The 23,379-nt window shown below is 72.3% G+C and carries 18 protein-coding genes; 10 read left to right on the forward strand and 8 right to left on the reverse strand.

The genetic code is table 11. From position 1 onward, the window contains the following. The first annotated feature begins 34 nt into the window (after positions 1–34). From uvrA to secG, 10 genes are all read left to right on the forward strand, one after another. The gene (gene uvrA, locus ACH9EU_RS10115; protein WP_396413820.1) at positions 35–3,028 is read left to right on the forward strand and encodes an excinuclease ABC subunit UvrA; all 2,994 of its coding nucleotides are present in this window, start codon (positions 35–37) and stop codon (positions 3,026–3,028) included. Beyond that, complete coding sequence (locus ACH9EU_RS10120; RefSeq protein WP_396413803.1) at positions 3,025–3,735, forward strand: HAD family hydrolase; 711 nt, start codon at positions 3,025–3,027, stop codon at positions 3,733–3,735. The genes uvrA and ACH9EU_RS10120 overlap by 4 nt, the downstream gene beginning before the upstream one ends. A gap of 11 nt (positions 3,736–3,746) precedes the next feature. Further along, positions 3,747–5,783, forward strand: a complete 2,037-nt coding sequence (uvrC, locus tag ACH9EU_RS10125; protein WP_396413804.1) for an excinuclease ABC subunit UvrC — start codon at positions 3,747–3,749, stop codon at positions 5,781–5,783. 121 nt (positions 5,784–5,904) lie between these two features. Continuing rightward, positions 5,905–6,831, forward strand: coding sequence for an RNase adapter RapZ (gene rapZ / locus ACH9EU_RS10130; protein WP_396413805.1), 927 nt, complete (start codon positions 5,905–5,907; stop codon positions 6,829–6,831). Between the two features lie 31 nt (positions 6,832–6,862). Next, complete coding sequence (locus ACH9EU_RS10135; protein WP_396413806.1) at positions 6,863–7,948, forward strand: uridine diphosphate-N-acetylglucosamine-binding protein YvcK; 1,086 nt, start codon at positions 6,863–6,865, stop codon at positions 7,946–7,948. A gap of 49 nt (positions 7,949–7,997) precedes the next feature. Next, on the forward strand, positions 7,998–8,978 hold the full coding sequence (whiA, locus tag ACH9EU_RS10140) for a DNA-binding protein WhiA (protein ID WP_396413807.1): 981 nt from the start codon (positions 7,998–8,000) through the stop codon (positions 8,976–8,978). A 176-nt stretch (positions 8,979–9,154) separates the two neighbouring features. Next, positions 9,155–10,159, forward strand: coding sequence for a type I glyceraldehyde-3-phosphate dehydrogenase (gene gap / locus ACH9EU_RS10145; protein WP_396413808.1), 1,005 nt, complete (start codon positions 9,155–9,157; stop codon positions 10,157–10,159). 32 nt (positions 10,160–10,191) lie between these two features. Continuing rightward, positions 10,192–11,415, forward strand: coding sequence for a phosphoglycerate kinase (locus ACH9EU_RS10150; protein WP_396413809.1), 1,224 nt, complete (start codon positions 10,192–10,194; stop codon positions 11,413–11,415). A gap of 101 nt (positions 11,416–11,516) precedes the next feature. Further along, positions 11,517–12,332 carry a triose-phosphate isomerase gene (tpiA, locus tag ACH9EU_RS10155; protein WP_396413810.1) on the forward strand — a complete coding sequence of 272 codons (816 nt, stop codon included), beginning with the start codon at positions 11,517–11,519 and terminating at the stop codon, positions 12,330–12,332. Between the two features lie 72 nt (positions 12,333–12,404). Beyond that, positions 12,405–12,659, forward strand: coding sequence for a preprotein translocase subunit SecG (secG, locus tag ACH9EU_RS10160; protein ID WP_396413811.1), 255 nt, complete (start codon positions 12,405–12,407; stop codon positions 12,657–12,659). A gap of 119 nt (positions 12,660–12,778) precedes the next feature. Here secG and ACH9EU_RS10165 read toward each other — a convergent pair whose 3' ends face one another. From ACH9EU_RS10165 to tkt, 8 genes are all read right to left on the reverse strand, one after another. After that, positions 12,779–13,657 carry a hypothetical protein gene (locus tag ACH9EU_RS10165; protein ID WP_396413812.1) on the reverse strand — a complete coding sequence of 293 codons (879 nt, stop codon included), beginning with the start codon at positions 13,655–13,657 and terminating at the stop codon, positions 12,779–12,781. Beyond that, positions 13,654–14,487, reverse strand: coding sequence for a hypothetical protein (locus ACH9EU_RS10170; protein WP_396413813.1), 834 nt, complete (start codon positions 14,485–14,487; stop codon positions 13,654–13,656). The genes ACH9EU_RS10165 and ACH9EU_RS10170 overlap by 4 nt, the downstream gene beginning before the upstream one ends. Positions 14,488–14,755: 268 nt before the next feature. After that, the gene (pgl, locus tag ACH9EU_RS10175; RefSeq protein ID WP_396413814.1) at positions 14,756–15,505 is read right to left on the reverse strand and encodes a 6-phosphogluconolactonase; all 750 of its coding nucleotides are present in this window, start codon (positions 15,503–15,505) and stop codon (positions 14,756–14,758) included. Further along, the gene (locus ACH9EU_RS10180) at positions 15,502–16,674 is read right to left on the reverse strand and encodes a glucose-6-phosphate dehydrogenase assembly protein OpcA (protein WP_396413815.1); all 1,173 of its coding nucleotides are present in this window, start codon (positions 16,672–16,674) and stop codon (positions 15,502–15,504) included. Before ACH9EU_RS10180 ends, pgl begins: the two co-directional genes overlap by 4 nt. Then, a complete protein-coding gene (zwf, locus tag ACH9EU_RS10185; RefSeq protein ID WP_396413821.1) occupies positions 16,671–18,182 on the reverse strand; it encodes a glucose-6-phosphate dehydrogenase in 1,512 nt (503 codons plus the stop codon). The genes ACH9EU_RS10180 and zwf overlap by 4 nt, the downstream gene beginning before the upstream one ends. Positions 18,183–18,352: 170 nt before the next feature. Then, positions 18,353–19,975 carry a glucose-6-phosphate isomerase gene (locus tag ACH9EU_RS10190; RefSeq protein ID WP_396413816.1) on the reverse strand — a complete coding sequence of 541 codons (1,623 nt, stop codon included), beginning with the start codon at positions 19,973–19,975 and terminating at the stop codon, positions 18,353–18,355. A 47-nt stretch (positions 19,976–20,022) separates the two neighbouring features. Then, positions 20,023–21,129, reverse strand: coding sequence for a transaldolase (gene tal, locus ACH9EU_RS10195; protein ID WP_396412817.1), 1,107 nt, complete (start codon positions 21,127–21,129; stop codon positions 20,023–20,025). A gap of 109 nt (positions 21,130–21,238) precedes the next feature. Next, a complete protein-coding gene (gene tkt, locus ACH9EU_RS10200) occupies positions 21,239–23,377 on the reverse strand; it encodes a transketolase (protein WP_396412816.1) in 2,139 nt (712 codons plus the stop codon). Positions 23,378–23,379: the final 2 nt, after the last annotated feature.

The raw sequence follows: 23,379 nt of genomic DNA on the forward strand, positions 1-23,379 counted from the left end.
GGACCCCACCGGGATGTCTGGGCCCGGTACTAGAGTGGAGCGCGTGTCCGAGCCCAATCCCACGTCCGCCCTTGTCCTGAACCCGTCCGCCGAGCGGCCCGCACCCGTGCGCACCGCCGCGGCCCGGGCCTCCCACCCGTCCGACCTCACCGAGATCGTGGTGCAGGGTGCGCGCGAGCACAATCTCGCCGACGTCTCCCTCACCGTGCCGCGGGACGCGATGATCGTGTTCACCGGGCTCTCCGGCTCCGGGAAGTCCTCGCTCGCCTTCGACACGATCTTCGCCGAGGGCCAGCGCCGCTACGTCGAGTCCCTGTCCTCCTACGCCCGAATGTTCCTGGGGCGGGTGGACAAGCCGGACGTCGACTTCATCGAGGGGCTCTCCCCGGCGGTGTCCATCGACCAGAAGTCCACCTCGCGCAACCCCCGCTCCACGGTCGGGACGATCACCGAGATCTACGACTACATGCGTCTGCTGTGGGCCCGCATCGGACACCCGCACTGCCCCGAGTGCGGAGAGGCGATCGAGAAGCAGACCCCGCAGCAGATCGTCGACCAGCTGCTCGAGATGCCGGAGAAGACCCGGTTCCAGGTTCTCGCGCCGGTGGTGCGCGAGCGCAAGGGGGAGTTCGCGGACCTGTTCCAGGAGCTCTCCGCGAAGGGGTTCTCGCGCGCCACGGTGGACGGCGAGACCGTCCAGCTCTCGGACCCGCCCAAGCTCAAGAAGCAGTTCAAGCACACCATCGAGGTGGTCGTGGACCGACTCGTGGTCAAGGAGGGCATCCGCCAGCGCCTGACCGACTCCGTGGAGACCGCGCTGGGCCTCGCCGAGGGCCGCGTCGTCGTCGAGCTCGTGCCCCGCACGGACGAGGAGATCGCCCATCCGCTGGAGCTGCGCCGCCCGTTCTCCGAGAACCTCGCCTGCCCCAACGAGCACCCCCTCCAGGCCGACGAGATCGAGCCCCGCTCCTTCTCCTTCAACGCCCCGTTCGGCGCGTGCCCGGAGTGCGACGGCATCGGCTCCCGGCTCGAGGTCGACGAGCAGCTCGTGGTCCCCGACCCCGACCTGTCCCTCGTGGAGGGCGCGATCGCCCCGTGGTCCCTCGGGAAGGCCACCAGCGAGTACTGGAACCGGCTGCTCGCGGGCCTGGGCCAGGAGCTCGGCTTCGACCTCGTGACCCCCTGGCACAAGCTGCCCGCCAAGGCGCGCAAGGCGGTGCTCGAGGGCAAGGACTACCAGGTCACCGTCGCCTACCGGAACCGGTTCGGCCGGGAGCGGCGCTACACCCAGGGCTTCGAGGGCGTCATCGGCTACATCAAGCGCAAGCACGCCGAGACCGAGTCCGACCACGCCAAGGACCGCTACGAGCAGTACATGCGGCAGGTGCCGTGCCCCGCGTGCGACGGCGCCCGGCTCAACCCCACCATGCTCGCGGTGACCGTGGGCGGGAGGAACATCGCCGAGACCACCCGGATGCCCATGCGCGAGGCCCACGAGTTCTTCCGCGACCTCGCGCTGAGCCCCCGCGAGGCCACGATCGGCGACCAGGTCCTGCGGGAGATCCAGTCCCGCCTGACCTTCCTGCTGGACGTCGGCCTGGACTACCTGAACCTGGAGCGTGCCGCCGCGACGCTGTCCGGCGGCGAGGCCCAGCGCATCCGCCTGGCCACGCAGATCGGCGCGGGCCTCGTGGGCGTGCTCTACGTCCTGGACGAACCCTCCATCGGCCTGCACCAGCGGGACAACCGCCGGCTCATCGAGACCCTCACCAAGCTCCGGGACATGGGCAACACCCTGATCGTCGTCGAGCACGACGAGGACACGATCCGCGAGGCCGACTGGATCGTGGACGTCGGCCCCGGGGCCGGTGAGCACGGCGGGCGGATCGTGCACTCCGGGACCTATGACGAGCTGCTGGCCAACGAGCGGTCCATCACGGCCGACTACCTCTCCGGCCGGAAGGCCATCCGCGTGCCGCAGCAGCGGCGGCCGGTCGACCCGCAGCGGATGCTCAAGGTCGTGGGCGCGCGGGAGAACAACCTGCGCGGCATCGACGTCGCCTTCCCGCTGGGCGTGCTCACCGCCGTGACCGGGGTCTCCGGGTCCGGGAAGTCCACCCTGGTCAACGACATCCTCTACACGTCCCTGGCCAACAAGCTCAACAGGGCCAAGCAGGTCCCGGGCCGGCACAAGCGGATCGACGGCGTGGAGCAGCTGGACAAGGTCGTGCACGTCGACCAGAGCCCCATCGGGCGGACCCCCCGATCCAACCCGGCCACCTACACGGGCGTGTTCGACCACGTCCGCAAGCTCTTCGCCGAGACCCCCGAGGCGAAGGTGCGCGGCTACCAGCCCGGCCGGTTCTCCTTCAACGTCAAGGGCGGGCGCTGCGAGGCGTGCTCCGGGGACGGCACGATCAAGATCGAGATGAACTTCCTGCCGGACGTCTACGTCCCGTGCGAGGTGTGCAAGGGGGACCGGTACAACCGGGAGACCCTCGAGGTGCACTACAAGGGCCGCACCATCGCCGAGGTGCTGAACATGCCCATCGAGGAGGCCGCCGAGTTCTTCAAGGCCTTCGGACCGATCGCCCGGCACCTGAACACCCTCGTGGACGTGGGCCTGGGCTACGTGCGCCTGGGCCAGCCCGCCACGACCCTCTCCGGCGGCGAGGCCCAGCGCGTGAAGCTGGCGGCCGAGCTGCAGAAGCGCTCCAACGGGCGGTCCATCTACGTGCTCGACGAGCCGACCACCGGGCTGCACTTCGAGGACATCCGGAAGCTGCTGCTCGTGCTGCAGGGACTCGTGGACAAGGGCAACACGGTGATGACCATCGAGCACAACCTGGACGTCATCAAGTCCGCCGACTGGATCGTGGACCTCGGACCGGACGGTGGCTCCGGTGGCGGCCGGGTTGTCGCCGAGGGCACCCCGGAGCAGGTCGCCGGCAACCCCGAGAGCCACACGGGACGGTTCCTCGCCGAGGTCCTGGGCGAGCGGCCCCGCCTCGCCGGGGCGGGCCGATGAGCGCCCCCGTGGTCCTCTGGGACCTGGACGGCACGCTCCTCGACCCCGCGGGGGCGATCACGGGCGGCATCGCCCGTGCCCTGGCCGAGCACGGGTACGAGGTGCCCCAGGACCTGCGGCGGTTCGTGGGTCCGCCGGTGGGTTTCTCGCTGCGGGCCTTCACGGACGTGCCGGAGGAGCAGATCCCGGCCGTGGTCGCCACCTACCGGGCCCGCTACCGCACGGAGGGGCTCGCGCAGACACGGGTCTACCCCGGGGTCGAGGACCTGTTGGCGCGCCTGCACCGCGCCGGGGTGCGGATGGCGGTGGCCACCCAGAAGCCCGAGGCGACGGCCGAGCACGCCGTGGAGCTCTTCGGGCTGACCCGGTGGTTCGAGACCGTCTCCGGCGCGGCGGACGACCTGGCCGTGCCCGTGCCCGCGCCCGTCCCGGGCGGGGGGCTCGCCCACGACAAGCCGGCGATCATCGGCGAGGCGCTGCGCCGGCTCGGGGTGGACGCCCCGGACCCCGCGCGCACGGTGATGGTGGGGGACCGTGTCTACGACGCGGAGGGCGCCGCCGCGCACGGCATCGACTGCCTCGGCGTGGCGTGGGGCTTCGCCGAGGAGGGCGAGCTCGACCGCGGTTTCACGGCCGTGGCCCGCGACGCCGCCGAGCTCGGCGAGCTGCTGGCCCGGTACACGGCCCCGGCCCCGATGGGCCGCTGAGGAGCCCGGCCGTGGCCGATCCCCGGACCTACCGCCCCGCCCGCCAGGACATCCCCGCCGATCCCGGCGTCTACCGGTTCCGCGACGAGCACGGCCGCGTGATCTACGTGGGCAAGGCCAAGAACCTGCGCAACCGCCTGAGCTCCTACTTCGCGCCGCCCTCGGCGCTCAGCCCTAAGACCCGGGCCATGGTCACGACCGCCGCAGGGGTGGAGTGGACCGTGGTGGGCAGCGAGCTGGAGTCCCTGCAGCTCGAGTACACCTGGATCAAGGAGTTCGCGCCCCGGTTCAACATCGCCTACCGGGACGACAAGTCCTACCCCTACCTGGCCGTGACGATGTCCGAGACGGTCCCGCGCGCGCAGGTCGTGCGGGGCGAGAAGAAGAAGGGCAACCGCTACTTCGGCCCCTACTCCCAGGCGTGGGCCATCCGGGAGACCCTCGACGCCCTGCTGCGGGTCTTCCCTGTGCGCACATGCTCGAAGGGCGTCTACCGCCGCGCCGAGCAGTCCGGGCGCCCGTGCCTGCTCGGCTACATCGACAAGTGCTCCGCGCCCTGCGTGGGCCGCATCTCGGCGGAGGACCACTACGCGCTCGCCGAGGACCTGTGCCGGTTCATGGCGGGCCAGGCGACGCCCTTCATCAAGGAGCTGCAGCGGCAGATGCAGGAGGCCGCGGAGGCCATGGACTTCGAGACCGCCGCGGCCCGCCGGGACGACATCGCCGCGCTCGAGAAGGCCTTCGAGCGCAACGCCGTGGTCCTCTCGGACAGCACGGACGCCGACTTCTTCGCCCTCGCCGAGGACGAGCTCGAGGCGGCCGTGCAGGTCTTCCACGTGCGCGGGGGCCGTATCCGGGGCCAGCGCGGTTGGGTCACCGAGAAGGTCGAGGAGGCCGACGGCGGCCGACTGCTCGAGCAGCTGCTGGAGCAGGTCTACGGCGGTACGGCCACCGAGGCCTCCGAGAGCGCGGAGGCCGCGGCGGATCCCGCCGGCTCCAAGCACCGCTCCTCCGCGGAGCTGGCCTACCGCGAGGACGCCATCCCCCGGTCGGTCCTGCTCTCCGAGCCCGCCGACAACGCCGACCGGCTCGAGGAGTGGCTGTCCGGGCTGCGCGGCTCCCGCGTGAGCATCGCCGTGCCCCAGCGAGGGGAAAAGGCGCACCTCATGGAGACCGTGCGCGAGAACGCCCGGCAGGCCCTGAAGCTGCACAAGTCCCGGCGGGCCGGTGACCTCACCACCCGCTCCGCGTCCCTGCAGGAGCTGCAGGAGGCCCTGGACCTCCCGGTGCCGCTGATGCGCATCGAGTGCTACGACATCTCGCACGTGCAGGGCACGAACGTCGTGGCCTCCATGGTCGTCTTCGAGGACGGGCTGCCCCGCAAGGCCGAGTACCGGAAGTTCTCGGTCACGGGGCAGGCCGCCCGGGACGACACCGCCTCGATGTACGACGTCATCTCCCGTCGCTTCCGCCGCCACCTCGAGGAGCGGGCCGCGCGGGAGGCCGCGGGGCCCCGCACCGGCGAAGTGGGGGCCGACCCGAAGGAGCGGGCCCGGTTCGCGTACCCGCCGAGCCTCGTGGTCGTCGACGGCGGGCCGCCGCAGGTCGCCGCGGCCGCCCGCGCCCTGGCGGACCTCGGGATCGACGACGTCCACGTCATCGGTCTGGCGAAGCGGCTCGAGGAGGTCTGGGTGCCCGGCGACGAGTTCCCGGTGATCCTGCCGCGCGCGAGCCAGGGTCTCTACCTGCTCCAGCGGATCCGTGACGAGGCGCACCGGTTCGCCATCACGTTCCACCGCCAGAAGCGCTCCTCCGCGATGACCGTCTCCGTCCTGGACGGGCTGCCCGGCGTGGGGCCGGCCAAGCAGAAGGCCCTGCTCAAGCACTTCGGGTCCGTCAAGAAGCTCAAGGGCGCCCGGGTCGAGGAGATCGAGGAGGTCCCGGGCTTCGGCCGCACCCTGGCGGAGAAGGTCGCGGCGGCGCTGCAGGCCGCGGACGACTCCGCCGGGCCGGTGGTCAACACGGCCACCGGTGAGGTGCTGCCCTGACCGTGGGGGCCGGTCGGGACGGTGCGGCGGACTTCGTTAGGCTGGGGGTCGGACCGCCGGGCCCGCCCGCAGTGGCCGGGCCGGGCCGGCGCAGGGCACGACGACGGGATACGGAGCGGACATGAGCGATCACACCGCCGGGGCTGACGTCCGGACGCCGGACGGAGCGGACCACGGGAAGCCGACCACGTCGGAGCTGCTCGTGGTCACGGGAATGTCCGGGGCGGGGCGCAGCACCGCGGCGAACGCCCTGGAGGACCTGGGCTGGTACGTGGTGGACAACCTCCCGCCGCAGATGCTGCACACCCTGGCGGACCTCGTGTCCCGGACGCCCCAGGCCCTGCCCCGCCTCGCCGTGGTCATCGACGTCCGCGGCAAGGCCCTGTTCAACGACATGAAGGAGACCCTGGCCGCCCTCGAGGCCTCCGACGTGGACTTCTCGGTGCTGTTCCTCGACGCGGCCGACGAGGTCCTGGTCTCCCGCTACGAGCACCAGCGCCGTCCGCACCCGTTGCAGGCCGGCGGGCGGATCCTTGACGGGATCCGGGCCGAGCGGGCGCTGCTGCAGGACCTGCGGGAGTCGGCCGACGTCGTCCTGGACACCTCCGGCTTCAACGTCCACGCGCTCGCCAAGGCCGTGGCCGACCTCTTCTCGGGCAACGGGCCCGTGGTGCTGCGGCTCACGGTGCTGAGCTTCGGCTTCAAGTACGGGGTCCCCGCGGACGCCAACTACGTGGCCGACGTCCGCTTCATCCCCAATCCGCACTGGGTCCCCGCCCTGCGCCCGTACACCGGACGGGACGACGAGGTCCGGGACTACGTCTTCCAGGACGAGGGACCGCGCCGGTTCGTGGACCGCTTCGTCTCGATGCTCGAGCCGGTGTTCGAGGGGTACCGTACGGAGAACAAGCACTACGCCACCATCGCGATCGGCTGCACGGGCGGGAAGCACCGCTCCGTGGCCGTGAGCGAGGAGGTGGCCCGCAGGCTCGCCAAGCTGCCGCTCGTGACCGTCAACATCCAGCACCGGGACATGGGCCGGGAGTGACCGGCTCGCCCTGACCCGCATTGGACCCTCGATGACCCATCCCCCCACCGGCGCTCTCCCCCGGCTGCCGCTCGCCGGCCGCGCCGACGCCGGCCCCCACGACTCCTCGGACCCCGCCGCGCGCCGTCCGGGCGGGGAGCCGCCGTCCGTGGTGGCGCTCGGCGGCGGGCACGGGCTCTCCGCCAATCTCTCTGCCCTGCGCCGGATCACCCCCGTGATCACGGCCGTCGTCACAGTGGCCGACGACGGCGGGTCCTCCGGGCGGCTGCGCGACGAGCTGGGCGTCCTCCCCCCGGGGGACCTCCGGATGGCCCTGGCCGCGCTGTGCGACGACTCCGAGTGGGGCCGGACCTGGCGCGATGTCATGCAGCACCGCTTCAGCTCCACGGCGGAGCGGGCGACGTCGCTCGACAACCACGCCCTGGGCAATCTGCTCATCGTCACGCTGTGGGAGCTGCTGGGGGATCCGGTGGCCGGTCTGGAGTGGGCCGGTGCCCTGCTGGGGGCCCGTGGAAGGGTGCTGCCGATGTCCACGCAGCCGTTGGTGATCGAGGGCGACGTCCCGGACCTGCCGACCGGCGCCGACCCCGGCGCTCCGGAGGGCCGCGACCGGCAGGCGCGGCTGCGCACGATCACGGGCCAGGCCCAGCTGGCCAAGCAGGCCGACGTGTCCAACGTGCGCCTCGTCCCACCGGACGCCCCGTCGTGCCCGCAGGCCGTCGAGGCGGTCGGCGTCGCGGACTGGGTGGTCATGGGGCCCGGGTCGTGGCACACCTCCGTGCTGCCGCACCTCCTGCTGCCGGGTCTGCGCCGGGCGATCTGCGAGTCCCCGGCCCGGCGGTGCGTGACCCTGAACCTGTCCCCGGACACGGAGACCCGCGGGAAGACCGCCGCCGACCACCTGCGGGTGCTGCACTCCTACTGTCCCGAGCTCACCCTCGACGTCGTCCTGGCCGACCCCTCGGCCACCGAGGACGGCGCCGATCTCGAGGAGGTCGCCGCCTCGCTGGGCGCCGAGGTCTTCTCCGCGGACGTCCGGGCCCACCCGGGCACCGCCGTGCACAACACGCTGCGGCTCGCCGCGGCCTACCAGGAGATCTTCGAGCGCCACCGCTGAGAGGCGCCCCGTACTGCCCACCCCCGAAAGTCACCAGGAAAGGAACCGCGTGGCCCTGACGTCATCGGTCAAGGAAGAACTCTCCCGCCTCGAGGTCAAGAAGTCGTCGGAGCGGCGGGCCGAGCTCTCGGCCCTGCTGCGCTTCGCCGGCGGTCTGCACATCGTCTCGGGCCGGATCGTCGTGGAGGCGGAGGTGGACCTCGGCGCCACGGCGCGCCGCGTGCGGCGTGCCGTCGCGGAGGTCTTCGGCCACGAGAGCGAGGTCGTCGTCGTCTCCGGCGGCGGGCTGCGGCGCGGGAGCTCGTACGTGGTGCGCGTGGTCGAGGACGGTGAGGCCCTCGCTCGCCGGACGGGCCTGCTGGACTCGCGCGGCCGGCCGGTGCGCGGTCTGCCGCCGGCCGTGGTCAACGGCGCCGTGGCCGACGCCGAGGCGGTGATGCGCGGCGCCTTCCTCGCCCACGGCTCGCTCACCGAACCCGGCCGCTCCGCCGCGATGGAGTTCACGTGTCCGGGACCCGAGGCCGCGCTCGCACTCGTGGGGGCCGCCCGCCGTCTGGGCGTGCTCGCGAAGGCCCGCGAGGTCCGGGGCGTGGACCGCGTGGTCGTGCGGGACGGGGACGCCATCGCCGCCCTGCTCACGCGGATGGGCGCCCACCAGACCCTCCTGCAGTGGGAGGACCGGCGGATGCGCAAGGAGGTGCGCGCCACCGCCAACAGGCTCGCGAACTTCGACGACGCCAACCTGCGCCGCTCGGCCCAGGCCGCGGTGGCCGCCGGTGCGCGGGTGGAGCGGGCGCTCGAGATCCTCGGCGACGACGTGCCCGAGCACCTGCGGCAGGCGGGGGAGCTGCGGCTCTCCAACAAGCAGGCGAGTCTCGACGAGCTGGGCCGCCTGGCGGAGCCCCCGCTCACCAAGGACGCCGTGGCCGGCAGGATCCGCCGCCTGCTCGCGATGGCAGACCGCCGTGCCGAGGAGCTGGGCATCCCGGGGACCGACGCCGGCGTCTCCGCGGACCTCCTGCAGTCCTGAGCGCCCGGCGGGCGGTCCGCGGGGGAGGGAACAACTTTCTCCGCAATGTGGGTTTGTGTGGGTTTGTCCCGTTTTTTCGATAAAACCTTTCATGACCCCAAGACAACCCAGCAATAACCACGTAGACTTGAGGTGATTCGTCGACCAGCACCACGAAACCCACACAGGAGAACGCAGTGACCATTCGAGTTGGCATCAACGGCTTCGGACGCATCGGACGCAACTTCCTCCGCGCTTCGCGCGAGCAGGGCAGCAACATCGAGGTCGTGGCCGTGAACGACCTCACCAGCCCCGAGACCCTGGTCCACCTGTTCAAGTACGACACCATCCTCGGCCGGTTCCCGGGCGAGGTGGCCCTCAGCGACGGCGGGATGACCGTCGACGGCCACGAGGTCAAGTTCCTCGCGGAGCCCGACCCCGCCAAGCTGCCCTGGGGTGAGCTCGGCGTGGACATCGTCGTCGAGTCCACCGGTCGTTTCACCAACGGCCCGAAGGCCCGGGCCCACCTCGACGGCGGTGCCCGCAAGGTCGTCCTCTCGGCGCCCGGCAAGGAGATCGACGGCACCTTCGTGCCCGGCGTGAACCTCGACACCTACGACTCCGCGTCGATGGACATCGTCTCCGCGGCGTCCTGCACCACCAACTGCCTCGCGCCGATGGCCAAGGTCCTCGACGACGCCTTCGGCGTCGAGCGCGGCCTGATGACCACCATCCACGCCTACACCGCGGACCAGAACCTGCAGGACGGCCCGCACAGCGATCTGCGCCGCGCCCGTGCCGCCGCCCTGAACATGGTGCCGACCACGACCGGTGCCGCGGCCGCCGTGGGCCTCGTCCTCCCGGAGCTCAAGGGCAAGCTGGACGGCTTCGCCGTGCGGGTGCCCACCCCGACCGGCTCCCTCGTGGACCTGACCTTCGACGCCCGCGAGGACGTCACCGTCGAGTCGGTCAACGCCGCCATGAAGGAGGCCGCCGAGGGCTCCATGAAGGGCATCATCAAGTACACCGAGGACCCGATCGTCTCCTCGGACGTCCAGGGCGAGAGCGTCTCCACCGTCTTCGACGCGCCGCTGACCAAGGTCATCGACAACCAGGTCAAGGTCATCGCGTGGTACGACAACGAGTGGGGCTACACCTCCCGCCTGGTCACCGTCGTCTCGCACGTCGCCGCGCAGCTCTGAGCGGCCCCGGCGCTCCGGGTAGGGTGAGTGGCATGGCTCATGCACTTGACGAACTGATCGCCGACGGCGTCGCCGGACGCCGGGTCCTGGTCCGCTCGGACCTCAACGTCCCCCTGGACGGCTCGACCGTGACCGACGACGGACGCGTCCGCGCGTCCCTGCCGGTGCTGACGAAGCTGACCGCGGCCGGAGCCCGCGTCATCGTGATGGCGCACCTCGGCCGCCCCAAGGGACAGCCCGACCCGAAGTACTCGATCGCGCCCGCCGCGCGCAGGCTGGCCGAGCTGGCCGGCGTCCCCGTCACCGTCGCGACCGACGTGGTGGGGGAGGACGCGAGGGCGAAGGCCGAGGCGCTCCGCGACGGCGGGATCCTCGTGATCGAGAACGTGCGCTTCGACCCGCGGGAGACCTCGAAGGACGACGCCGAGCGCGGCGCCTTCGCGGACGAGCTCGCCGCCCTGACGGGCGAGGGCGGGGCGTACGTGGACGACGCCTTCGGCGCGGTGCACCGCAAGCACGCCTCCGTGTTCGACATCGCCCAGCGCCTCCCGGCCTACCTGGGCGACCTCGTGAAGCGGGAGCTCGAGGTCCTCACCAAGGTCGTCTCCGACCCCGAGCGCCCGTTCGTGGTCGTCATGGGCGGGTCCAAGGTCTCCGACAAGCTCGCGGTGATCGAGAACCTCATCGGCAAGGCGGACTCGCTGCTGATCGGCGGCGGCATGGTCTTCACCTTCCTCGCCGCACAGGGCCACGCCGTGGGCGGGTCCCTGCTCGAACGCGACCAGATCGACACCGTCAAGGACTACCTCGGCAAGGCCGCCGCGGCCGGCACCGAGATCGTCCTGCCGGTGGACATCGTGTACGCGGAGAAGTTCGCGGCCGACGCGAAGCACGAGGTGCGTCCGGTGGACGCCATCGAGGACGGCGAGATCGGCGGCTCCGGCCTCGGCCTCGACATCGGCCCCGAGTCCGCGAAGCTGTTCGCGGAACGGATCCGCGGTGCGAGGACGGTGTTCTGGAACGGTCCCGCGGGCGTGTTCGAGATGGAGGCCTTCGCCGGAGGCACCCGGGCGGTGGCCGAGGCCGTCGTCGCCTCCGACGCCATGAGCGTCATCGGCGGCGGCGACTCCGCCTCGGCGGTGCGCAATCTCGGATTCTCCGACGACCAGTTCGGGCACATCTCCACCGGCGGCGGCGCCTCCCTCGAGTTCATCGAGGGCAAGGAGCTGCCCGGCGTCGTCGCCCTGGGCGCCTGAGCGCGGCCCCTCGACGTGGCACCCCGGCCCTCCGCGGCCGGGGTGCCCTTCCCGTACGACCCCACGACCAGCGGCCCACCCGCCGCGGACAGGAGCTCCCCATGACGTCGCAGACCAACGGACAGTTCGACCGAACGCCGCTCATCGCCGGCAACTGGAAGATGAACATGGACCACGTCCAGGCCATCGCGCTGCTGCAGAAGCTCGCGTGGACGCTGGACGACGCCAAGCACGACTACTCCAGGGTCGAGGTCGCGGTCTTCCCGCCGTTCACCGACCTGCGCTCCGTCCAGAGCCTCGTGGAGGGCGAGGGCATCCGCGTCGTCCACGGGGCCCAGGACCTCTCGGACAAGGACTCCGGCGCCTACACCGGGGACATCTCCGGCCAGTTCCTCGCCAAGCTCGGCTGCACCTACGTGCTCGTGGGCCACTCCGAGCGACGGACCGTCCACGGCGAGTCCGACGAGCAGTGCAACGCGAAGATCCAGGCCGCCCACCGCCACGGGCTGGTCCCCGTGCTGTGCGTGGGGGAGGGCCTCCAGGTCCGGCAGGCGGGCGAGCACGTGGCGTTCACGCTCGAGCAGCTGCGCGGGTCCGTCGCCGGTCTCGAGGCCGAGCGGGTCGCCGAGCTCGTGGTGGCCTACGAGCCGGTCTGGGCGATCGGCACCGGTGAGGTCGCCGGGCCCGAGGACGCCCAGGAGATGGCCGCCGCGATCCGCGCCGAGATCGCCGAGCTGCACGACGAGGCGACCGCCGCCAGGACCCGCATCCTCTACGGCGGTTCGGCGAAGGCCGCCAACGCCGGGGCGATCCTGCGGGGCAAGGACGTGGACGGCGTCCTGGTCGGCGGGGCGAGCCTCGACGCGGAGGAGTTTGCTAACATTGCCAGGTTCGAGCAGCACCTCGTGACCGACTGATCACGATCCCGCGTTGGCCCGCGCCCGTCCGGGGCGCGGGCTGCTCGACCGCAACCCCGAGGGAAGGCCCCAGTGGAAATTCTGCAGAACGTGCTCCTGGTCGTCATCGTGGTCACGAGCCTGCTGGCCGTCCTGCTCGTGCTCCTGAACAAGGGCAAGGGAGGCGGCCTGTCCGACATGTTCGGCGGCGGCATGACCCAGTCCCTCAACACCTCCGGCGTGGCCCAGAAGAACCTCGTGCGGCTCACGACCACCACGGCCGTGGTCTGGGCGCTGGCGATCGCCGCGTACGCCTTGACCATGCGGTTCACCGGCACGGCCGTCTGAACCCGTCCGCGCCCCGGTCGCCGTCGTCCGTCGGGCCCCGGCGCGGCGGACGCCGGTCCGCACCCGGGGCGGACGCGTCCTGCGTCGAGCAGGGGCGCCCGGGGCGGGGGTTCCGGCGCTCACCGCCGGTACTCCACCCACAGCGACGAGTCGTCCGGCAGCACCACGACGGTGCCCTCCCGGACGGTCCAGCCGTCGTGGAGGAAGAAGTACCGGCCGCCGTCCACGCTCAGCAGACGGAGGCCCTCGTACCGGTACAGCGGACGACCCTGAGCGCCGCCACCGGGCGGCGCCACGACCTCCTCGGTGACCGACGGGACCGTCAGACCGAGCGGACGGGTGCTGTGCACCCGGGCGCGGGGCATCTGCTGCACCTGGAGCTCGAGCTGCACGGCCTGCTGGCGCCCCATGGCCCCGGCGAAGCCGCTCGTACCCCAGAACAGCAGCAGGGAGACGAGGGCGAGGACGAGGAGGGACTCTGCCGGTGAACGCGGGCGGGCCCGCGATCCGTGCTCAGGCCCCGGCCCGAGGGACCGACGGATGCGGACCGCCCACGCGGCGGCGAGCACGGCCAGGGCCATGAGGCCGGGGACGTACAGGTCGGCACCGGGTGGTTCGGTCATGGCGACGACGAGCAGGGCGAGGCAGGCGGCCACCGCGCCGGCCACCACGACACCGCAGAGGCGGATCGCGCGGGCGGGGTGCTGCGTCCGGGACAGGCTCTCGTGCAGGCGCCGGTCGGTCCAGAACCAGACCATGGCCCCGGTGACGAGGCCGAGCAGGGGCAGGTACAGGGCGCTGATGCTCGTCAGCACGTAGTCGCGGGTCGAGTAGCCGAAGAGGTCGACGTGCAGCCCCATGTGGCGCGCCTGGGCCTCGGCCCTCGCCCAGCCGAAGAACACCAGCAGTCCCGTCAGGACGGTGGCCGGCAGCCCCAGGAACGCGGCGACCTGCACCACCTGGCCGAGGGCCGAGGCATTCGCACGGCGTTCGCTCACGACGCGCGGCCCGGGTCCGGCACGGTCGGTGGCGGTGCCGGGCACCCGCCCGGAGGCCGGGTGTAGAGCAGTTCCAGCTTCCCTTCCACCGGATGGTCCGACTCGGCCACGGTGACGGACACAGGACCAGCTTCAGCGCTGGCCGGGGCGCGGAAGAACAGCCCGCCGTTGCCGGAGTGCACCGGTACGTCGACGGCCCCGACGGAGACCGAGCGGACGGTGCCCTCGGGGAGCCGCACGATGTTCCCGTCCAGGAATACGGGCGCACCACCGCACGAGGGAACGGACACCGGCGCCCCGGGGTCGTCGGCGGACACCGGGGTCTCGAGCGCTTCCAGCACCAGGGGACAGGCGGTCCCCTCCGGCGGCTCCAGCACGGGATCGGCACCGGGATGCGCACGGTGGAACTCCACGAGGCGCCGCAGCCCCGCGTCCGCCGCCCGCTCCCAGCAGTTCTGGGGCTCGCCCCCCGACTCCAGGGCCTCGACCCCTCGGGACCACAGCTGCGGGTCGTCCCGCTCGAGCGCGTGGCAGAGCAGGTAGCCCGCCAGAGGGACCGGTTCCGACCGCGAGGCGACGAGATCGTCGTCGGAGCAGTCCAGGGTGCGGATCGGGTCGTACCACAGGGGCTCTCCCGGCCCCGTCGGGCCGATCGGGATCCAGGGCAGCACCAGCTCGGGGTCGGCCACGGCGCTCGGAGCGACCGGGCCGGCGGTCGCCCCGTCCTGCGGATCGCCGTCCGGTGGTCCGGCTCCCGTTCCGCAGGCCGTCACGAGCAGCACGCCGGCCGCCGCCTGGGCGGCCGGCGCGGGAAGTCTGCGAAGGTTCACGAGGATCACCCCCAAGGACCCGCCGATGGGTTGCTGACCTGTTGCCCTGCGGCTCAGTGTATGTCCCGGGACGGCGGCGGGGTCCAGGACCGCGGGCAACGTTTCCTCCGTCCCGGCGGCCACGCCCCGTCCCGTGGCCCTGGACGGACCGGCGGCGACGCCGCCGTGACGGGCGGTGCCGGACACCGGGGGCTGGAGCCCGGCTCACGGCGGACGACGCCGGGGGCCTCCGCGGCACGGGCCCGTCCGGCGACGGCCGTTCCGGGGTTCAGCCGCCCAGGGCGTCCTCGGTGACGAGCAGCAGGGTCTCCTCGGTCCCGTGCACCCCGGCCCCGGGCGTCCGGTCGAGCGGGGCGCCGGAGCGCACGGCCGCGACGGCCTCCGCCTTGTCCGGGCCCGCCACGAGGAACCACACGCGCCGCGCGGCATTGACCAGCGGCAGGGTCATGGTGACCCGCACGGGGGGAGGCTTGGGCGACCCCTCCACGCCGAGGACCGTGGCCTCCTGCTCGTGCACGTGGGGCAGGCCCGGGAACAGGGACGCCACGTGGCCGTCCGGACCCAGACCCAGCAGGGAGAGGTCGAAGCGCGGCAGGCCCTCGGCGGAGTGCTCGGCCGCCCCGGCGGCCGCCAGCTCCTCCCGGTAGTCGAGGGCCGCGTCGTCGGCGGAGGCGAAGTCGGACGAACTGCCGACGGGGTGGACGCGGTCCGCGTTCAGGGCCAGGGCCCCGCCCACGGCGTCGACCGCCTGGCGGTAGTTGCGTTCCGGGCTGTCCTCGGCCACGAAGCGCTCGTCCGACCACCACACGTTCACCCGGGACCAGTCCACCCGGTCCCGCCGCGGGGAGGCGGCCAGTGCGGCGAGCACCGCGGCGCCCATGCTCCCGCCGGTCAGCACCACGGTCGCCTCGCCGCGCTCCTCCTGGGCCTCGGCCAGGACCACGAGGGCCCGCTCGGCGGTCTCGGCGGCCAGGGCCCGCTTGTCCGGATGGGCGATCGTCACGGGTCGGGTGCTCATGCCTGCTCCTCTCCGGGAGCGGTGACGACCCGCTCGCTGCGCGTGGCATCGCCCGGTTCCGTGCCGGGGGCCGTGGCCGGTCGAGGGGCCGGCGCCGTGGCGGACGCGGTGCCGGCCTGCTCAGCGGCACCGTCCGTGCGCGGGCGGGCAGATCCGCCCGCCGGCGTCTCCGCGGGACGCCCGCCGCCGTGCTCCGCCAGGAAGCGGCTCGCGCCGGGGGTCAGCTCCCCGGCCGCGTCCACGATGTCGGCCACGCGCACGTCGTGCAGCCCGGTCGTGAGCACCTCGCCGTAGACCTCGTCCGGGTCCAGGCGCCGGAGCTCCTCGGCGATGCAGGCCTTGAGGTCCCGCACGGGCATGGCGATCTGCTGGTCGGGCTGGCCCGGCTGGCGGAGCACCGCCACGGTCCGGCCGGGCCGCTCGAGCACGATCTCCCCGTCGTCGCGGACGAGGGTGACCCGGTCGAGCCGCCGGGGGCCGGGATTGTTGACGAAGGTGACCTCGGCGTCGAGCCGGGTGCCCAGCCATGCGCCGACCAGCACGACGCTGGGGGAGTGCCCACAGCCCTCGACGACGACCTCGCGCACGGGGGCCGGCTCGGCCTGGTCCAGGACCGCCGCGAGCTGGATGCGCCAGTTCGTCGCCCGGGTCCAGGCCAGGTCGGTGTCGCCGGGCACGTACCGCCGGCTGAGGTCGAGCAGCGTCTCGAACGTGTCCTCGCTGCGCGCGGAGTCCATGATCCGGCGGTGGGCGATCCGTGCGATCGAGGACGTGTGCGGGGTGGGGGCCGGCACCGTGTGCGGCCACCAGGCGACGATCGGGGCGTCCGGCAGCAGCAGAGCGGAGAAGAGGGTCTCCGTGGGCTCGGCGAGCTCCCCGTAGCCGTGCAGCACGATGACCTCGGAGGCTCCGGCGTCGCCGCCCATGCGCAGCTGCGCGTCGAGCCGGGTGCTCTCGGCGGACGAGTGCGCCACGTGCACCAGGATCCGGCACGGGTGTTCGTGGCTCGCGAAGTTCGCAGCCTCGAGCGCGGCCTCCGAGTGCCCGGCCTGCGCCAGGATGACGAGGGTGAGCACACGGCCCAGCGTGACGACGCCGTGCTGGTCCCGCAGCTGGTTGAGCTTCTTGTCGATGGCCGAGGTGGTGGTGTTCTCCATCGAAACGATCACGGTCGCCTCCAGACGCGTCCGTCGCGGGCCAGCAGCTCGTGCGCGCCGGCGGGTCCCCAGGACCCCGGTGCGTACGGCTCCGGCATGATCTGCTGCTGCTCCCAGCACTCCTCGAAGGGGTCGAGGATCCGCCAGGACAGCTCGACCTCCTCGTGGTCCGGGAACAGCGGTGGCTCGCCGAGCAGGACGTCGAGGATGAGCCGCTCGTAGGCCTCAGGGCTGGACTCGGTGAACGAGTGCCCGTAGCCGAAGTCCATGGTGACGTCGCGGATCTCCGACTGGGTTCCGGGCACCTTGGAGCCGAGGCGGATGGTCACGCCCTCGTCGGGCTGGATCCGGATCACGATGACGTTCTGCCCGAGGTCCTCGTGGCCGTTGTCCCCGAACAGCAGGTTCGGGGACTTCTTGAACTGCACGGCGATCTCGGTCACGCGCCGGCCCAGGCGCTTGCCGGCCCGGAGGTAGAACGGCACGTCGGCCCAGCGGCGGTTGTTGATGTCCACGCGCAGGGCCGCGAAGGTCTCCGTGCGGGAGTCCGCCGGGATGTCCTGCTCCTCGTGGAAGGCCTTGACGCGCTCCCCGCCCTGCAGCCCGGAGCGGTACTGACCGAGCGCCGAGTGCGAGGCCAGGTCGTCGGGCAGCACCACGGAGGCGAGCACCTTGGCCTTCTCCGCGCGCATGTGGTGCGCCTCGAAGGACAGCGGCTCCTCCATGGCGGTGAGGGCCAGCAGCTGCAGCAGGTGGTTCTGGATGACGTCGCGGGCCGCGCCCACGCCGTCGTAGTAGCCGGCGCGGGAGCCGATGCCGATGTCCTCGGCCATGGTGATCTGCACGTGGTCCACGAACTGCGCGTTCCACAGCGGCTCGAACATCTGGTTCGCGAAGCGCAGCGCCAGGATGTTCTGCACCGTCTCCTTGCCGAGGTAGTGGTCGATGCGGAAGACGGAGTCCTGCGGGAAGACCCGCTCCACGATGGCGTTGAGCTCCGCCGCGGACTCGAGGTCGTGGCCGAACGGCTTCTCGATGACCACCCGCCGCCATCCTGAGGCGTTCTCGTGCTGGGCGAGCCCGTGGTCGGCCAGGCGCTGGCACACGGTCTCGAACGCCTTGGGCGGGATCGAGAGGTAGAACGCGTGGTTGCCGCGCGTACCGGCGTTGACGTCGAGGTCCTTCAGGGTGGACTTCAGCGCCTCGTAGGCCTTGTCCTCGTCGAATTCGCCGCGCACGAACCGGACGCCCGAGGCGAACTGCCGCCACACGTCCTCCTGGAACGGGGTGCGGGCGTAGGACTCCACGGACTCGCGCACCACCTCCCGGAACTCCTCGTGCGACCAGTCGCGGCGACCGAAGCCGACGAGCGCGAACGACGGAGGCAGCAGCCCCCGGTTGGCGAGGTCGTACATCGCCGGCAGGAGCTTCTTCTTGGCGAGGTCCCCCGTCACGCCGAACAGCACGAGCGCCGACGGGGCGGCGACCCGCACGAGCCGCCTGTCCCTCGGGTCCCGCAAGGGATTGCGGGCATTCTTCTCTGGCAACGGATCTCCTTCACGTCTCTGCGGTGCCGGGCGGGCGCAGCGCGCTCACCGGCCCCTTCACGCGCAACGGTCGGCGCGGGACGTCCCGCGCCGACCGTGGCGTTCTCCCATACTAGGACAGTGGTCCGGTCCCTCCGGCCCGGTCAGCGGCCCAGGGCCGCGACCGCCTCCCGGAGCCGGGCCACGCCCTGGCTCCGGTCGGTCAGGCGCAGCCGCAGCACGGGCCGGCCGTGGTCCTCGAGGACCTGGGCGTCGCCGTCGGCCTGGGCTGCGATCAGCTCCCCGAAGCTGAAGGGGCTGTCGGGGATGTCCAGGTCCGTCTCCGAGGCGGCCGTGACCTGGAGGTACACGCCCTCGGCAGGGCCGCCCTTGTGGTACTGGCCGGTGGAGTGCAGGAACCGCGGGCCCCAGCCGAAGGTCACGGGACGGCCCGTGGCCCGCGCCAGGACGGGCCGGATGCTCTCCAGCTCGGCCCACGTGAGCCGGTCGAAGTAGGCCTGGACGGAGAGGTAGCCGGTCTCCGGAAGCTGCCCCAGCAGCTTGCCCAGGGCGTCCTCGACCGTGCGCGTCCCGTCGAGGAGCTCCTTCGACCCGCGGATCTCCACGGGACCGTCGACCACGTCGGCGGGGGAGGGCTGCGGCTTGTCCTCGAGCAGGGCGCGCGTCGCGTTCTTCGCCGACTCCACGTCCGGCTGGTCGTACGGGTTGATGCCGAGCAGCCGCCCGGCGACCGCCGTGGCGACCTCCCACAGCATGAGCTGCGAGCCCAGGGACCCGGACACCCGTACGGCGTCGCCCTCCGGGGCCTCCTCGACGTCCTCGGCCACGAGCTCGACCACGAGGACGTCCGCGGCGCCCGCGGACGTCTCCGGGGCGTCGTCCGGGCCGTTGCCGGCGACGACGGGCAGGAGGCCCTTCCCCTCCTTGCCCGTGGACTCCGCGATCAGCTGCTCCGCCCAGTCGGCGAACCCCGCGATCCCGGAGCCGAGGTCCCGGAAGACCAGCTTGTTGCGCAGGGGATCGGTCCCGCCCAGCGCGGCGCCCAGGTGCAGACCGGGGTTGTCCTCGGCGTCCTCGCGCAGCACCTCCGCCGCCTCGTCCGCCTCGTCGAGCAGCGCCTCGACGTCCACACCGGCCAGGCCGGAGGGGACCAGACCGAACGCCGTCAGGGCGGAGAAGCGCCCGCCCACGGCCGGGTCCGCGGTGAAGACCCGGCGGTAGCCCGCCTCGCGCGCCGAGGCCTCCATCGGCGAGCCGGGGTCCGTCACCACGACGATGCGCGAGGCGGCGTCGATCCCCGCGTCTTCGAAGGCCCGGGCGAAGACCCGCCGCGCCGAGTCGGTCTCGACCGTGGAACCGGACTTCGAGGACACGACGATCGCCGTCCGCTCGAGCCGGTCGGCCAGCGCGGCCCCGACCATCTCGGGGTCGGTAGAGTCGAGCACGAACAGGTCCACGCCCGCGGTGCGGGTGATCACCTCGGGGGCCAGGGAGGACCCGCCCATGCCCGCGAGCACGAACCGGTCCACCCCCTCGGCCGCGAACTCCTCGCGCAGCGCCGTGATCTCGCCGAGCAGCGGACGGGAGACCTGGGCGGCCTCGACCCAGCCGAGGCGCTTCGAGGACTCGTCCTCCGCCGCGGGCCCCCACAGGGTGGGGTCCTGGGCGAAGAGCTGGGAGGCGAACCTGTCGCCCACCAGCGCGGGCACGTGCCGGTCGACGGCGTCGCGGGCCGCGCCGGAGGTCTGGACGGACAGGGAGCTCATGGGTTCTCCTTCGGATGGGGCAGGGCGGGAGTCGGTGCCGGCGAGGGTCAGCGGGCGTTGTCGAGAGCGTTGCGGACGGTGGCCAGCAGCTCGTCCCAGGAGTCCTCGAACTTGGTCAGGCCCTCGGTCTCGAGCTTGGTGACGACCTCGTCGTAGGAGACCCCGGCGTGCGCGAGGGCGTCGAGGACCGCGTTGGAGGCCTCGTAGGTGCCGCTGATGGTGTCCCCGGTGATCTCGGCGTGGTCGTAGGTGGCCTCGAGGGTCTTCTCGGGCATGGTGTTGACCGTGTGCGGGGCCACGAGCCCGGTCACGTAGAGGGTGTCGGGCAGGGAGGGGTCCTTCACCCCGGTGGAGGCCCACAGCGGCCGCTGTGGGTTCGCCCCGGCCCCGGTCAGGCGGGCCCAGCGTTCGGTGTCCACGGAGTCCTGGAAGATCTGGTAGGCGAGGCGGGCGTTGGCCAGCCCGGCCTTGCCCTTGAGCTCCTGGGCGTCCTTGGTGCCGACCCGCTCGAGGCGGGCGTCGATCTCGGTGTCCACCCGGGAGACGAAGAAGGAGGCCACGGAGTGGATGGTGGTGAGGTCCTTGCCGGCCTCCAGGGCCTGCTCCAGGCCCAGCAGGTAGGCGTTGATGACCGCCCGGTACCGGTCCAGGGAGAAGATCAGGGTCACGTTGACCGAGATGCCCTCGGCGATCGTGGCGGTGATCGCGGGCAGCCCGGCCTCGGTGGCGGGGATCTTGATCAGCGCGTTGGGGCGGTCGATGGTCTGGGACAGGCGCTGGGCCATGGCCGCGGTCGCCTCGGCGTCCTGGGCCAGGCGGGGGTCGACCTCGATGGACACCCGTCCGTCCACGCCCTGGGTGGCCTCGTAGGTGGGGGCGAACAGGTCGCAGGCCTCGCGGACGTCGTCGGTGGTGATGGCCAGCACGGCCTCGTCGACGTCGGTGCCGGTCGCGGCGAGCTCGCGCACCTGGTCCTCGTAGGCGTCGTGGGCGGCCAGGGCGGCGGCGAAGATCGTGGGGTTCGTGGTCACGCCCACGACGTCCTTCTCCTCGATCAGCCGGCCCAGTCCCCCGGAGGTCAGGCGCTCACGGGAGAGGTCGTCGAGCCAGATCGAGACTCCGGCCTCGGAGAGCTTGCGGGTGGGAGTGGTCATGCGGTCCTCGGTTCTCTGCAGCCGGGCTGCAGTGCTGGTCGGGCGGGGGCGGGCACCGGTGATGCCGTGCCCGCCCCGCGGGCTGGGTGGTGGGGGGAACCGGTGCGGTTCAGCTTCCGGTGGGAGCGGTCTGGGCCGCGGCGGCCAGGGAGTCCTGGGCGGCGGTGGTGACCGCTTCGGCGGTGATGCCGAACTCGCGGTAGAGCCTCTGGTAGTCGGCCGACTCCCCGAAGTGCTCCAGGGACACGGCCCGCCCGGCGTCGCCGATCAGGTCTCGCCAGGACATGGCTATCCCGGCCTCCACGGAGACCCTGGCCTTGATCCGGGAGGGGATCACGGACTCGCGGTAGTCGGGGTCCTGGGCGTCGAACCACTCCCGGCAGGGCATGGACACGACCCGGGCGTTGATGCCCTGCGCGGCCAGCTGCGCCCGGGCCTGAACGGCCAGGGCGACCTCGGAGCCGGTGCCGATCAGGATCACGTCCGGTTCTGCGCCTCCGGGGGCCTGGGCCAGGACGTAGCCGCCGCGGGCGGTGCCCTCGGCGGAGGCGAACTTCTCGCCCTCGGCCTCGGGGTGGAGGTCCTCCCGGGCGAAGGTGGGCACGTTCTGGCGGGTCAGGGCGATCCCGGCCGGGCCGTGACGGTTCTCCAGCACCGTCCGCCAGGCGATGGCGGTCTCGTTGGCATCGGCCGGGCGGACCACGTCCAGGCCCGGGATCGCGCGCAGGGCCGAGAGCTGCTCGACCGGCTGGTGGGTGGGCCCGTCCTCGCCCAGGCCGATCGAGTCGTGGGTCCACACGTAGATGGCCGGGACCTTCATCAGCGCGCCCAGGCGCACGGCCGGGCGCTGGTAGTCGGAGAAGATCAGGAACGTCCCGCAGAACGCCCGGGTCTGGGAGGACATCACGATGCCGTTGACGATCGCCGCCGCGGCGTGCTCGCGGATCCCGAAGTGCAGCACCCGCCCGTAGGGGTCCCCGGACCACTTGGCCGTGGAACGGGCCGCCGGGATGAAGGACTTGGCGGACTCGATGGTCGTGTTGTTGGACCCGGCCAGGTCCGCCGACCCGCCCCACAGCTCCGGGAACGTGGCGGCGATCGCGTTGATGACCTTGCCCGAGGCCGCCCGGGTCGCCACGTCCGCCCCCGCCTCGAAGACGGGGAAGGCGTCCGCGTAGTTCTCGGGCAGTTCCTCGGCCCGGATCCGGTCGTAGAGGCTCGCCCGGTCGGGGTTGGCCTGACGCCAGGCGGAGAACTGCTCCTCCCACCGCGCCCGGACCTCCTTCATCCGATCCTGGATGCCCCGGGTGTGGGCGATCACCTCATCCTCCACCACGAAGGACTTCTCCGGGTCGAAGCCGAGGACCTCCTTGGTCGCGGCGACCTCCTCGGCCCCGAGCTTGGAGCCGTGGATGCCCCCGGTGTTCTGCTTGCCCGGGGCCGGGAACCCGATGACCGTGCGCAGGGCGATCAGCGAGGGCTTGGCGGTCTGCGCCTTCGCGGCGCGGATCGCCGCGTAGAGCTCGGCCACGTCCTCGACGTAGTCCCCGGACTTCGTCCAGTCCACCCGTGCCACGTCCCAGCCGTAGGCGGCGTAGCGGGCGCACACGTCCTCGGTGAAGGCCACGTCGGTGTCGTCCTCGATGGAGATGTGGTTGTCGTCGTAGATCACCACGAGATTGCCCAGCTCCTGGACACCGGCCAGCGAGGACGCCTCGGAGGTGATCCCCTCCTGCAGGTCCCCGTCGGAGGCGATCACGTACACCATGTGGTCGAAGGGAGAGCTCCCCGCGGCGGCCTCGGGATCGAGCAGGCCCCTCGTGTAGCGCTGGGCGTAGGCGAACCCGACCGCCGAGGCCAGGCCCTGGCCCAGCGGGCCGGTGGTGATCTCCACCCCGGTGGTGTGCCGGTACTCCGGGTGTCCCGGGGTCTTCGAGCCCCAGGTCCGCAGGGACGCGATGTCCTCGAGCTCCATCCCGTACCCGGACAGGAACAGCTGCAGGTACAGCGTCAGCGAGGTGTGGCCCGGGGAGAGGACGAACCGGTCACGCCCGGTCCACCGGTCATCGGTCGGGTCGTGGACCATCACCTTCTGGAACAGCAGATACGCCGCCGGCGCCAAGGACATCGCGGTCCCCGGATGCCCATTGCCCACCTTCTCCACCGCATCCGCCGCCAGCACCCGGACAGTGTCCACGGCACGCCGGTCGAGTTCGGTCCACGTCAGCTTCTGATCGAGATCGGTCACGA

Source organism: Kocuria rhizosphaerae (assembly GCF_044462265.1).
Classification (GTDB): domain Bacteria; phylum Actinomycetota; class Actinomycetes; order Actinomycetales; family Micrococcaceae; genus Kocuria; species Kocuria rhizosphaerae.